Annotated in this window: 14 protein-coding genes; 8 read left to right on the top strand and 6 right to left on the bottom strand. The window is 45.6% G+C overall.

The window, feature by feature from the left end:
* Positions 1–183 precede the first annotated feature (183 nt).
* From rplM to larE, 5 genes are all read left to right on the top strand, one after another.
* A complete protein-coding gene (rplM, locus tag RIM23_RS02805) occupies positions 184–639 on the top strand; it encodes a 50S ribosomal protein L13 (RefSeq protein ID WP_446364266.1) in 456 nt (151 codons plus the stop codon).
* Positions 639–1,055, top strand: a complete 417-nt coding sequence (rpsI, locus tag RIM23_RS02800) for a 30S ribosomal protein S9 (protein ID WP_446336572.1) — start codon at positions 639–641, stop codon at positions 1,053–1,055. The genes rplM and rpsI overlap by 1 nt, the downstream gene beginning before the upstream one ends.
* Positions 1,056–1,146: 91 nt before the next feature.
* Complete coding sequence (gene rpmE / locus RIM23_RS02795) at positions 1,147–1,392, top strand: 50S ribosomal protein L31 (protein ID WP_446336573.1); 246 nt, start codon at positions 1,147–1,149, stop codon at positions 1,390–1,392.
* 108 nt (positions 1,393–1,500) lie between these two features.
* Positions 1,501–2,616 carry a peptide chain release factor 1 gene (prfA, locus tag RIM23_RS02790; RefSeq protein WP_446361711.1) on the top strand — a complete coding sequence of 372 codons (1,116 nt, stop codon included), beginning with the start codon at positions 1,501–1,503 and terminating at the stop codon, positions 2,614–2,616.
* Between the two features lie 143 nt (positions 2,617–2,759).
* Entirely contained in the window at positions 2,760–3,584 is an 825-nt protein-coding gene (larE, locus tag RIM23_RS02785) for an ATP-dependent sacrificial sulfur transferase LarE (protein ID WP_446364264.1), read from the top strand.
* 521 nt (positions 3,585–4,105) lie between these two features.
* On the opposite strand, the gene RIM23_RS02780 is transcribed toward larE, so the two are convergent.
* The 5 genes from RIM23_RS02780 to RIM23_RS02760 all read right to left on the bottom strand — a co-directional run bounded on the left by RIM23_RS02780 (position 4,106) and on the right by RIM23_RS02760 (position 8,564).
* Positions 4,106–4,312, bottom strand: coding sequence for a hypothetical protein (locus RIM23_RS02780; protein ID WP_446364262.1), 207 nt, complete (start codon positions 4,310–4,312; stop codon positions 4,106–4,108).
* Between the two features lie 235 nt (positions 4,313–4,547).
* Complete coding sequence (locus RIM23_RS02775) at positions 4,548–5,294, bottom strand: phosphatase PAP2 family protein (RefSeq protein WP_446364260.1); 747 nt, start codon at positions 5,292–5,294, stop codon at positions 4,548–4,550.
* 134 nt (positions 5,295–5,428) lie between these two features.
* Positions 5,429–6,187, bottom strand: a complete 759-nt coding sequence (locus RIM23_RS02770; protein WP_446364258.1) for a nucleotidyltransferase domain-containing protein — start codon at positions 6,185–6,187, stop codon at positions 5,429–5,431.
* Between the two features lie 267 nt (positions 6,188–6,454).
* The gene (locus RIM23_RS02765) at positions 6,455–7,390 is read right to left on the bottom strand and encodes a C69 family dipeptidase (protein ID WP_446364256.1); all 936 of its coding nucleotides are present in this window, start codon (positions 7,388–7,390) and stop codon (positions 6,455–6,457) included.
* A 256-nt stretch (positions 7,391–7,646) separates the two neighbouring features.
* Positions 7,647–8,564: a nucleotidyltransferase domain-containing protein gene (locus tag RIM23_RS02760; protein ID WP_446364254.1), complete on the bottom strand. Its 918-nt coding sequence runs from the start codon at positions 8,562–8,564 to the stop codon at positions 7,647–7,649.
* A gap of 159 nt (positions 8,565–8,723) precedes the next feature.
* Here RIM23_RS02760 and csaB point away from each other — a divergent pair, with 159 nt between their 5' ends.
* The 3 genes from csaB (at position 8,724) to RIM23_RS02745 (ending at position 12,602) form a co-directional block, all read left to right on the top strand.
* Complete coding sequence (gene csaB / locus RIM23_RS02755) at positions 8,724–9,779, top strand: polysaccharide pyruvyl transferase CsaB (RefSeq protein ID WP_446364252.1); 1,056 nt, start codon at positions 8,724–8,726, stop codon at positions 9,777–9,779.
* Between the two features lie 368 nt (positions 9,780–10,147).
* Complete coding sequence (locus RIM23_RS02750; protein WP_446364250.1) at positions 10,148–11,734, top strand: hypothetical protein; 1,587 nt, start codon at positions 10,148–10,150, stop codon at positions 11,732–11,734.
* Positions 11,735–11,750: 16 nt separating this feature from the next.
* Positions 11,751–12,602 (top strand): Cof-type HAD-IIB family hydrolase, encoded by an 852-nt coding sequence (locus RIM23_RS02745; protein WP_446364248.1) that lies wholly within the window; start codon positions 11,751–11,753, stop codon positions 12,600–12,602.
* Positions 12,603–12,860: 258 nt separating this feature from the next.
* On the opposite strand, the gene RIM23_RS02740 is transcribed toward RIM23_RS02745, so the two are convergent.
* On the bottom strand, positions 12,861–13,208 hold the full coding sequence (locus RIM23_RS02740) for a DALR anticodon-binding domain-containing protein (protein WP_446364246.1): 348 nt from the start codon (positions 13,206–13,208) through the stop codon (positions 12,861–12,863).
* Positions 13,209–13,510: the final 302 nt, after the last annotated feature.

Raw genomic sequence — 13,510 nt, 5'->3', positions numbered from 1 at the left:
GTCTATAAACCAGCCTAGAGGCACGGGGTTATCGTGCGAGTTAAACCGAACTGCTAAATATGTTCAGCAAAGCTTGTTTGATGATTTCAGGGCTACTGAAAACTCAGGTTTCAGCCGCTAGGCAAACCTGAGTAGTTTATTCAATTGTGTTTAGGTTAACTGTTTACGTAATCAAAAAAACTCATGCAAAAAACTTACCTGCCGACTCACGATTCCCTAGAACAAAATTGGTACGTTATTGATGCCGAAGGTCAACGTCTGGGACGATTGGCAACTGGAATTGCCATGATTCTTAGAGGGAAAAATAAGCCGACCTATTCTCCCCATATGGATACGGGGGACTTCGTTATCGTTGTCAATGCCGAGAAAGTCGTCGTTACGGGAAAAAAAAGCAGCCAGAAGCTCTATCGCCGCCACTCCGGTCGTCCAGGCGGGATGAAGACTGAAACCTTTGAGCATTTACAAGGCCGCATACCGGAACGGATTATCGAAAAGGCGGTTAAAGGGATGCTGCCTAAAAATTCCCTGGGTCGCAAACTTTTTACTAAGCTAAAAGTCTATGCGGGTGAAACTCATCCCCATGACGCTCAAAAACCTCAAGCCTTAACCATTAACACCATTCCAGGAGAACAAGACTAATGCAAGCAACAGAACCGATGGAAAATCGCGCGGTTTACTGGGGAACCGGTCGCCGTAAATCCTCAGTCGCCCGGGTACGCCTAGTTCCGGGTACGGGTCAACTTATTGTTAATGGTCGTCCCGGCGATGTCTACTTTAATCTCAATCCAGCTTATTTAATGGTGACCAAAGCGCCACTGGAAACCTTGGGTTTAGAGAATGATTACGACATCTTAGTCAATGCTCATGGTGGTGGATTGACGGGACAATCGGATGCCGTTCGCTTAGGCGTGGCGCGGGCGCTTTGTGAACTTGATCCGGACAATCGCTCTCCGTTGAAGAGTGAAGGGTACTTAACTCGCGATCCCCGTGCCAAAGAACGGAAGAAATATGGCTTACATAAAGCCCGCAAAGCTCCCCAATACTCGAAGCGTTAAAATTTGGGTAATACAATAAGGATAAATTGGGGTGAGTTCGCCCCAAACTACAGACATAAAGAAACGCTTGCTCGACTAGAGGACAGTAACAATGCCAAAATCTGATATTCATCCCCAGTGGTATCCAGACGCCAAAGTCTATTGCAACGGAGAAGTTGTGATGACTGTTGGCTCAACCCAGCCGGAACTTCATGTTGATGTGTGGTCGGGGAATCATCCCTTTTTCACGGGAACCCAAAAAATTATTGATACGGAAGGTCGTGTGGAGCGCTTTATGCGGAAATACGGCATGTTAGAAGGGAATGCCTCAGAGCAGCAATCGTCTAAAGAGAAATAGCTAGGTAGGTTGAAGTGTGTTCGACGTTAGCGAAGCCTAACTCTTAATAGTTAGACTTCGCACTTCAATGCTTATTTCAGCTATTTCAATGGAGCGATCGCTTGAACCATGGCGGAAACTTACCTACTTGATAAATTAAAATCGGTTGAACAAACCTTTCACGAATTAACGCGCCGTTTGGCTGACCCCGATATTGCCACTGATCCGGTGGAAGTGCAACGGGTGGCAAAAGCGCGTTCTTCCTTAGAGGATGTGGTTAACACCTACGAACTCTGGAAAACAGCTCAGGAAGAACTGGTTGGCGCTCGGCAAATCCTCAAGGAAGCCAATGGAGGTGGTGAAATGTATGAAATGGCATCTCTGGAAGTTGAGGAACTGCAAACCCAGCTCAGTCAACTGGAAACGCGCCTAAAAATCTTACTCTTACCTCGTGATCCTAATGATGATAAGAACATCATGTTGGAAATCCGAGCCGGAACTGGGGGCGACGAAGCCAGTATTTGGGCAGGGGATTTAGTGCGAATGTACTCACGCTATGCCGAAACTCAGAACTGGCGGGTGAAGCTATTGAGCGAGTCCACGGCTGATATGGGTGGATTTAAAGAGGCAATTCTGGAAATCCAAGGGGAACAGGTTTACAGCAAGCTGAAGTTTGAAGCCGGCGTTCATCGGGTGCAACGAGTCCCGGTGACGGAAGCGGGGGGACGAGTCCATACCTCAACCGCGACTGTCGCGGTAATGCCAGAAGTGGATGATGTGGAAATTGAGATTGATCCGAAGGATTTGGAGGTTTCCACAGCCCGTTCGGGTGGCGCGGGTGGACAGAATGTGAATAAGGTGGAAACAGCGGTTGATCTGTTCCACAAGCCGACTGGGATTCGGATCTTCTGTACTGAGGAGCGTTCTCAACTGCAAAACCGAGAGCGGGCGTTACAAATTCTCCGGGCTAAACTGTATGAAATGAAGCTGCGGGAGCAACAGGAAGCTGTCACCTCGATGCGGCGATCGCAGGTGGGTACGGGTTCGCGATCGGAGAAGATTCGCACTTATAATTATAAGGACAATCGCGTTACTGATCATCGCTTGGGTCAAAACTATTCTCTGAATAACTTGCTGGAAGGGGATTTGGAGTCTGTGATTCAATCTTGCATTACCCAAGATCAACAGGAACGTTTAGAAGAGTTGGCAACTTCGGATGAACAAGGGGAATCGCTTTTGGCTTAATTGTCATTGTCATTTGTGTCTATTTTTCTGCAAACAACCGAGGTATTTCTGGGCGCAAGCCTTGCGCCCCTACAAGGGAATCCATCAATTTAAGTTTCCTCTTTCCCTTCTGCCTTCTGCCCTGGAGCTTTCTGCCCTAAACCATGTTAAATAATAAACTTGAACAACTCACAAGCTTATTTGCTCAAATGGATCGGGCATTGATTGCCTATTCTGGAGGAGTGGATAGCACCTTAGTTGCCAAGATTGCTTATGATGTTTTAGGCGATCGCGCTTTAGCTGTAACCGCCGAATCCCCGTCTCTGTTACCCGAAGAGTTGGAAGACGCCCGGATTCAAGCGGCGGTAATTGGCATTCCCCATGAATTGGTGCAAACCGATGAAATGAATAATCCCAATTATACTGCCAATCCGGTTAACCGTTGCTATTTCTGCAAAAGTGAACTTCACGACACACTGAAACCCTTGGCGCTACAACGGGGTTATCCGTATGTCGTGGATGGCGTGAATGCTGATGACTTAGGGGACTATCGCCCTGGAATTCAAGCGGCGCAAGAACGGGGGGCGCGATCGCCTTTAGCCGAAGTGGGCGTAACAAAAGCTGAAGTGCGCCAACTCTCGCAACAGTTAGGGCTTCCGTGGTGGGATAAACCCGCCCAACCTTGTCTAAGTTCTCGCTTTCCTTACGGCGAAGAAATTACGATCGCGAAACTGCAACGAGTAGGGCGGGCGGAAGTTTATTTACGGAAATTAGGGTGGAAAAATTTGCGGGTTCGTTCCCAAGGGGATACCGCACGAATTGAATTATCGCCGGAACAAATTAAAGAATTTGTTCTGACCATGGATTTACCAACCCTGGTATCAGCGTTTCAAGATTTAGGATTTTTGTATGTCACCCTAGATTTAGAAGGGTATCACAGTGGCAAGTTAAATCGGGTTGTGAATCAAGATGATAAAGCAATAGTCTAGGGACAGGTTTAGGAACTGTGGGGGCGGGTTTAGCCACTGATTTTGAACACTGATTTCTCTGAGCAAGGAGGAAGGTTAGGGGTTGGGAGTGAAAGGTTAGTAACACTGATTTCACAGACAAAGCGTTAGCCTCAATGCCGATCAAACAATGATTAACTTGTGGGGGAATTATTTAGTTATCTGTGTCAATCTGTGTCTCTGACTATTCAGTGTTTGGGAAAGTTGCCATCCTATCTGTGTAATCTGTGTTTTTGTCAAGACTGAGTAATAATTTTTATCGTAAGTTTAATAAAATACATGCGTCCAAGGGTACATTGGCAGTGAGACGAAAACCAGGAATTATACAAAGTTTTACGAAGCTTCAAGGGATTTAGCTGGGTCGAGATTATTTTTACCTACAAAATAACCACCATAGATAGTATACCTGAAAATCGTACAATCCTCTCACAATCGACGCAACCCCTGAAAATTCGTAGCTTTTTCCCAGAGAGAGGTAAAAAACGAGCAATTATGACGTTTTGTTAAGACAGTAACCTTATTGAAAAATTTAAACCGTTCTGGATAAACGAATAGTTTAAATTATTAGAACTTGACAAGTATAGTATAGCTTCCCGATGTCGAGTTTTGAGCATATCCAGGTTAATCCGGATATGAGTATTATACAAGCGATCGCGGCAAAATGATGATTTCCCTGACGCCTGGATTCCGATTAATATAACCGCTTCCATCGTGGTTTGGCTTTATTGCTGCTAATACTAACTTAAAGGTGGTGGGCAATGCCCACCCTACTGGACTGACCCAGCTAAAATGATGGATTAGATTTGCAGATTTTATGGGCGCACGCCATGCGCCCCTACAGTTTCTGGATAGAATTCTAATACACCAAATTAGGTGTGCCACGCTACTAAGGTCTATCAAGGATTTCGGTGATATAAAATTATTGAGCGTGCCATTGTCTTTAAATTAGGATGAGAGTGACTGCGGTGATTTTTTGCGGTGTTGGTGATAATGTCGGTAAACTTCAAGGTTTAATAAACAAGCCATAAGCCAGGTTAATCCCGCCCCTTGTCCGGCTACAATGTCCGTGGGCCAATGAATACCCAAATAAACCCGACTGAACCCAATTAGGACAATCAAGGCAATAAGTAGGCTAACAATCCACCACCGCCAACGGCGAAAGTGATGGGCGAGTAAATAGCCAATAAAACCGTAGATGACCAGTGATAACATGGCATGACCACTGGGGAAACTTGAGGTATTCGGTTCACTCTTAGTCATTTCCCAGAGTTGAGGGCGCTGGCGGTCAAATAATTGTTTAATTAACAGGTTTAATCCCGTTCCACCAATAGCGGTAATCGCTAACGCGGTAAAATAAACGCGCTGTTGTCGCACCCAAAATATTGTCCCTAAAATTAGACAAATTAGAGTAACAACTACGGTTCCGCCAATAATCGAAGCACCCCGCATAATCCAATCCAGCAGAGGTGAATGAAGTTGTTTAACCAGCAACATGAGCATTTTGTCAATTGCCTGAGTTTGCTTTTCTAACACCTCGTCAGCAATTCCTAGAAAAACCCAAAGCCCTACAACTGTGAGGATTACTCCTGAAATCGGGAGAATAGAAAGCTTCCAGAACAGAGGCTTGTTGGTTTGCGATCGCCAAATCTGGATGATGGCTTCAATGATGTGGCTTATTTTTTCCTTAAACACCGTTCATTTCCTAATAAAGACGTTATAGTTTAGGCGCGAGTTTAGCTATTTACTGAGAATATCACCAATAACGGCTCAACAAAACCCGCCCTCTGCCAATGTGTCATCTTTAAACCTAAGTGGTATTTTGGATGTCAAAGATAATTTAAGCGTAACCGAATCAGCAGGTTATTCAACGCATCTTTTGCCGATGGTGCAGCGGGTAGTTTACTCGACTGACTCACTTGTTCCAATTCCTCATACAGGCGTTCGTATTCTCCCCGATGAAACTCTATATCAGTATCTTCTATTTTAGATTGTTCCGCACCTGCTAATTTCTGGGCAATTAAGTCTGAAATATAGGATAAGTTAAATTCTTGATTCAATCTGAGCACATTGGCTTCCACTTCACCTGTTTTCATTAAATAAATACCTGTGAGTAAAACGCGATAAACATAAAGCAGGGGTTTAACTCGGCGCGGGCATTCTTTTTCAAACAGTCGCCACTGAGTTCGGGCAAAACCCAAGTAGTGATGGCTATGGTGGCGGGTGATGCACCCTTTCGCGATCGCGCTCAATTCTTCATGTTCTGGAGTTGTATGAACAATGAGGGGAGAGTACAATTGCTCTAAGACATATCCATTCTTTTTCAGGAGGAGGGAAAAGAACTTTTTGATGTCGTGAGTAACTATATCCAGTTCCAAATTATCTCTAATTTCCGATACTTCAATCGTCTCACATCCGGTTTCTAGTCCGACGACTTCTTGTATCGGTAAAATGTGACTACCGCGCAAATCGTAATCAGAATCGGGTGAGGGAAATCCATATAAATGCGCCCCGCTAATGGTGACAAATAATAGCGGATACGGCTGTTCAGCAATAGCGGTAAGTAAGCGATTTTGTCTTTCAATCATGATTTGCCTAATTTTTCCGTGTCAACTTTTTCCGTGTCAACTTAAGACTTTGTATGACTAGCGATCAAAGTTTATATCCCCCTAAATCCCCCATGGAACAAAAAGCGAAGCATCTTTTGGCTTCCCCCTTTTTAAGGGGGACGGGAGGGGGATCTATCAGGGGGACTTTGATTACAGCAGTTTTCAAGTTAGTAGACTACAGACGATGATTGCGCCCAAAAGCAAGTCGATACAATTTTGTATATTCATCAAATTAGGTGTGCCACGTCACGACAAACTTGAATGCACTAAAAAACTCTTTTGTTTATAAGTTTGCTGACAAGGAAACGGCTGGTCAATAAACCAGTGTTCGCACCCATCTTGAGACAGATATGAAACTTGACTTCCCGCACTTTCATAAGCACCATGCATACAAATATTCCCCTTGTGTTCTCGTAAAATTGATTGTGCTGTTTCTATGGAAAACTTGCCTTCATTCACTCGACATAAATGTCTAACTCGCCCTTCTCTGGAATCAATGGATAGCGATTCAGAAAATCCCCCTACAGAAAAAATCCGAGCAAAATCAAAATCATCTTCTCCAGTACACCATCCCCGATTCACCGCATATTGAATTACCTCTGGATGGCGCAGATTACCCGAATTTCGGATACTGAGATTATTAGAAATTGAGCGAGTTCCTTGCTGTACTCGTTCAGCCACCCAATACTCACCTGCGGTTTCTAATACCCAGGCTTCTTGGGTATCTGCCAGAATAAATGAATTATGATAATTCATGGCAAAGTTTTCGGCACAATTTCCGCCTTGTCCATATTTGTTGAGCAAGGAGGTGATGATATGAAGCGCATCTAAAGCTGTTTTACCTCTTTCTAATCCTAAGCGGACTAAATCCATGCCCAACAAACCCTTTGTTTTATAGGGTTCAACTGTCCAAACGGCTTCATTGCCAATCACAACACCACATTCATTTGCCCCCATTTCTGCGCCCCACATCCATCGGGGTTTGGAGAGGATTACGGCTAAGGTTTTCTCAACTTGGGGAATTGAGATATAGGTGCATTGAACTGTCGTGTCTGAGTTGTATTTTTTGGCGTGAATGACGACAACATCTTGAATTTCACCTTGGGGGCGATCGCTATTTTTACCGAAAATAACGTTACCGTTGAGGGTTGAATTAGGTAAGGCAACAAATGTATCACACATGAGGTTTATTTGCGATTTAATTTTCTAAACAGATAAGGGTTATATGATGTCCGTCCAATCACCCATAATAAAAACTTCTCCCCCTCACCCCATCTCCCCATCACCCTAATTATGGGTATTCAACCGGACATGATATTAGTGGTGTAGAGACGTAGCATGCTACGTCTCTACAAGGTTATGATGTGTGGCAAGTATTTTGATATTTCATTATTCATTATAGGAAGGAATGGGAATGTTTAGGGCGAAGACAGCGCAACTACGAACGACTTCGCCTTGCTTGAATTAAGCAGGCGTTGGCTTTTTCATAATCTGGGCGTTCGGGTAATGATGTTTTTCTCAATGCTTCATCAAATTGATGATGTAATGCTAACCGCCAAGCATTTACTTCTTCCCAATCCATTTCTCCCTGACGAATCCCTAGCAACTGCTGTCGATAGTCATCGACTTTAACGGGAACAAAGCCTTCTTTAAGGATAGTAATCCCCGATAATAATAAACGGATCAGATGCATGGCGTGTTTTAAACGAATATGTCCTTTGGTGCGGAGATCTTGCTCCATTTTTTTGAATTGGGACATGACATAACCGTTATAGGTTTGATAGACTAATTGCGAGAGAAACATTTCTCGCTTCTCTAGCAAGTCTTCGGCAATGGGTGTTGCTGTCTCAACTAAGGGCGTATACAAGCATTCTAAAACATTGGGATTGGCTTTAAGTGCCAAGATTAAAAACTTTTGCAATTCCCAATAACATTCCTGATTTTCTGAGTTTTCTAACTGTTCTGGAATACCATAAAGTGACCAGTGAATATCAGCAGGGGGTAAGTAAATACCCCGACGGTCAATATCTGAGGTTTCCTGATCTAAACCGAAAGCCCTAGATCCCACAATACAGCGATAGATGATATGCTCGTATAAATTTAAATCACTCAGGCTATCAGCGGCTTGCTGTAATCCTTCGCTTTGAAAATGCTTACGGATACTAAACTCCTGTCGATTCAGGGTGATTTCAACGTTATTAGGCAAACGGATGCGATAAGCATGGGAATTATCTGTTGGCGATTTGACGATAACACCAACAGCACCCCGTACACATAACGGTTCATTGGCAGAATTTTTTACCTCGACACGACTGACAATTTGCGTACCGACGGGCAGGATTAAGTTAGGATTCATTCAGTGAATTTGCAGTGCGATCGCGAGAAACAGATCGTTGCTCTCCGTAATTGTATTATATCTGTAATAATTATACTACTTAAACATCAAGGGAAACAATTGACACAGGAATCGCGGACTGTCCTAAACTGATAGCAAACACAGAAGACGAATCAGTCCATGGGGCAGAAACGGGCGATAGTATGCGGATATTATGGCAAGGGCAATGGGGGTGATGAGGCGTTACTGGCGTCGTTGCTACAAATGCTGCCTAAATCAATAACACCACTGGTGCTTTCGGGTAATCCTAAGCAGACAAGTAAACGCTATGGGGTACAAACCTGCGATCGCACCTCAGCGTTTCGTGTCCTAGAAGCCTTTAACCAAGCCGATAGTTTGATCTGGGGGGGTGGGAGTTTAATCCAAGACGCCACCAGTGCCATGAGTCCAGTTTACTACAGTGGGTTAATGGGATTCGCCCAACAAAGGGGGTTAAAAACCCTGGCTTGGGCGCAGGGAATTGGTCCGTTGCAGCGTCCTCTGACGCGCTGGATGGCACGACAATGTTTTCAGGGGTGTACTGGCGTCAGTGTCCGCGATCGCACCTCAGCCGCCCTCCTAGCCGATTGGCAGGTGCCGTTTAGAGTTGCCCCTGATCCCGTGTGGGCATTAGACTCAACCCCAGTACCCGGATTATGGGATTTACCAGCACCGAGAGTCGCCGTTACCTTGCGATCGCACCCAAATCTCACCCCTGAGCGTCTCGCCAACCTTACCCAAGCTCTGATACACTTCCAAGGGGCAACTAAAACCTGTATACTACTTGTGCCATTTCAGGCATCTCAAGATCTGAGCATCGCCCAATCCATTGCCTCCCAGCTTCCGGATACCCATCAGATTTTCCACCTCGAGGAACCCCAACAATTAAAAGGATTGTTTCGCGGGGTAGAAATGGCAATTGGGATGCGCTACCACAGTCTGATTATGGCAGCAGCCCAAGACTGTCGCTGTTTTGCCCTAAGCTATGACCCCAAGGTTGACTCCCTCATGGCAGAACTAGACTTGCCAGGATGGAAGTTAACGGAAATACCCGATGATCCGAATGCGATCGCTCATACCTGGATCAATTACTATGCCAATGGTAATCCCAACAGCCGCGATCAAATCCAATCCTTAGTGGATCGGGCATTAATGCATCAAGATTTGTTGGTAGACATTCTCGTCAAGGAGTCCTGAAATTGCTCGAACAAAGGCACAAGGCAGAAGGCATAAGGCACAAGGGATGGCTATGCCCTATTTATGGTGATCAGGAAACGTTATTATTGAATTCAGTCAAAGGCTTGCTGAGTAAGACATTTCCTGCTAAAAGTTCCCCATCAACTAGGGTTTTCACCCGAAGTACCGAAGAGTCCACAATTTGTAATCTGGCAAGTTTTGTGCCTTACTTTGGGAAGGAGTCACAAAGGAGGAAATCCTAACTCACCCTGGCTCCGAGCCATCCGGCAGCTTAAAACACAAGATACTGGTTTATATAAATAAACACTTAACATTAATAATCCATAATTCATACTTTGGTTGATTTGTGACCCTCTGGATGAAGAGCCATGAGTGATTCTGACACCCCAAATAAAGAGCCTCTCCCGGAGTCCAGTCAATGGACAGATGAGAGTGCTGAACATAACCCCGATGAGCAAGAGCATCCTGAATCTCAGACGCTGCTCAATCTCTTTCAGATATCCTATAGGAAGGAGGAGGAACCACAGCCAGAGGTTGAAATTGACCAAACTGTCGAATCAGACTCCACGATAAACATTGAGGCAGAAAATCGCAATCCTGAATCACTCCCCACCCTGGCAGAATCTCGTAATAAAGAGCCTCTCCCAGAGTCCAGTCAATGGACAGATGAGAGTGCTGAACATAACCCCGATGAGCAAGAGCATCCTGAATCTCAAACGATCTTCAACCTCTTTGAGATATTCGATAGGAATGAGGGTGAACCACAGCCAGAGGTTGAAATTGACCAAACTATCGAGTCAGACTCCACGATAAACATTGAGGCAGAAAATCGCAATCCCGAATCACTCCCCACCCTGGCAGAATCTCGTAACAAAGACGCTGATTGGTTTGCCCTTGCCCAAAAAATGCGCCAACGCAATCGCCGCTTGCTGGAACAAATTGCTCAGCTTCAGAACGCCCTGACAGAAAAACAGGATGCCTTAAACGCCGAGATGCTGCGATCGCAAGAGCAGGATAGTCTCATTGTCCGCCAAGGCGAGGAACTTAACACGCTGCAAGAGCAATTAACTCGTCTGTTCCATACCCTAGAATCATCCCATCAAGCCGCCCAACGTCAGCAAATCCTGATTGAAACTTTATCAGATCAATTACAAAGCTCTCAAGAACGAGTGGCACAACTGGAACGGGAATGTGCTCTCACCCAGAAACGTTATAACGAACAGTCTCATCAATTACTGCAATCGGCTAATACCTGTCGAGAACTGAAAACCCGCTTACACCGACAGCAACAGCAAACCTTACAATTTAAGGTTGCCCTAGAAAAATGCCTGGAAATGCCGAACCGTCAGGTAGGCGAACCCCAACTCACCCGTCCGAAACGGGATACAAGCGGTGTTGTCCCGAAAGCCCAACCCATCCAACCTTGGTCCGCTCAACAGGATTTTTTAGAAGAGCAATCCTATAACAATACCGATCCACTTTGGAATCGTCCACTCCAACTCAACTCATTATTAGTTACCTCCGCTTCAGATACCGAGGAATTTACTCAAGCCACGGAGTATCACCCATCCACAAGTCCAATCGACTCGACAATCACCCCGATTCCAGAGAGTACGGCGGCGGAATTAGAAGCAGAGAGACAGCTTCTGGCTGAAATGAACTCTCTGGCGCAAGCGTCAGGGTTATCAGAATTGGCATACGATATAGTTCAGGAGCAAAGCCATTGGCTGCTAGAAGCTGGAACTGATCCAGAAACAGTTGATGAATCCGGAGTATCTTCAAAAGAGACATCAGAGGCTGAGCTGGCTGAGGATGAATGGGATGATGAAAATGAGGTGAGTCTCCCTCAACCCAATTGGCCCTCACCTGTAGTTTATCCGCTACGGCGTCCGAAAAAGATTAAATCATTGGCATCAATTGAGTTACCGAGTTTTCCCCGGTATCGCCCCGTATAAATGACAGATTTAAAACATGTCTAAATCCTTAGAGCCTCAAGAGCGAGATATCCTGAATATTCAATTACTCGTTCTGGATATTGATGGCACAATCGCGGGTGAATCCAACACGATCACAGAACCTGTAAAGCAAGCCATTCGGAAGATACAGGCAAAGGGAATTCAAGTCGCGATCGCAACAGGGCGCATGTACTGTTCTGCCTTACGCTTCCATCGGGAGGTTGGTTCTACCCTACCCATCTTGGCGTATCAAGGCGCATGGATTCAAGATCCCGCCACGGAGACAATTCACCGTCATTTATCTGTCTCCCGTGCTCGGGCTGAACAATTGTTAGATTATTTTGAGAGTGATATTCTGCGATCGCAGCTTTCGGTGCATTTCTATATCAATGATCAATTGTATGTCCGGGAAATGACTCCCGAAACTCAGCGCTATGCTCAACGGGCAGATATTCAACCCCTATCGGTGGGTGACTTGCGTCAGGTACTTACCAACGAACCCACTAAGGTATTAGCCCTCTGTCAGGATACAACCGTTATCGACCAATTATTTAGCCGATTGCGCCAGCAATACACTCCCGCCGAACTTTACCTCACCAAATCAGTAGCCACTTTCTTTGAAGCCACCAATCCCCTCGTCAACAAAGGAGAAGCCGTGCGCTACTTAGCAGAAGACTTGTTGGGACTATCCGCTCAAAATGTTATGGCAATTGGCGATAACTTTAACGATATCGAAATGTTGGAATATGCGGGGTTTGGCGTCGCCATGAGCAATGCGCCTCTAGAAGTCCAGGCGATCGCGCAGTGGGTAGCTCCCTCTGTTGAACGAGACGGCGTAGCTGCAGCCATTGGAACGTTAATTCTTTAGTCCCTAATCACCAGTCATTTTGATCAGAAAGGGAACCGACGACTGTCCGTGTTTCGTCTCGGTTCCCCCGCTGGTTCGCTCCTCACACATTCAGAATCATACCGGAATGAGTGGGAATTGTCACGCCTTGTAAAAAAAGTTGTTTTTCTACCCTCCTAAGATAAAAAAAACCTTACCTTTCAACCCTACCCAATCGCAGAATGCTAAGCTGAAATGTTAATCATCTGCCTCAGCTCCCCCATCTGGATTGTGCCGCGCCTACAACGCTCTAGGGGCAGATACACCCAGTTTCTCTAGGAGCGATCGCAACACCACCTGTGTAACCCCGATTAACCCCAATCTCGCCTGAGCCAGGGGCAAGTTGTAATTCTTCACATCTCCCCAAATTCGGCAGGATTTGTAAAATTGCTCATAAGCCTCACTTAAAGCCAATCCTTGTTTAACCCAACGCTGACAATCTGAAGTACTCATCACATCTAACAGATCTAAAAGCTGCACAATCAAATCCCATTCGGCGGGATGGGTTAAGCGTAGGTGTATCGACTCCCTATCTGACTCTCCTGCATCTTGGAGCCAAGGAATTGGATTTGGGGAAATGATCACCATTGGCAATTGACGGGCGATTGGCGGGGGATTGGGCGAAGCATTCGCGTTGGGAATTTGGCAGACAAACGAAATATCTGGGGCGATTTGCGGGGGATAGTCCGAAGAATACGCGTTGTGAATTTGGCAGACAACAGATATATCTGGGGCGATTGGCGGGGGAATGGGCGAAGCATTAGCGTAGGGAATTTTGCAGACAACCTATATATCTGGGGCGATTGGCGGTGGATTGGGCGAAGCATTCGCGTTGGGTATTTGGCAGACAACCGATATATCTGGGGCGATTGGCGGGGGATTGGGCGAAG

The sequence above is a fragment of the Coleofasciculus sp. G3-WIS-01 genome (genome assembly GCF_040223135.1).
Taxonomy (GTDB): domain Bacteria; phylum Cyanobacteriota; class Cyanobacteriia; order Cyanobacteriales; family Coleofasciculaceae; genus Coleofasciculus.
This window is presented reverse-complemented; position numbering and strand designations above follow the sequence as displayed.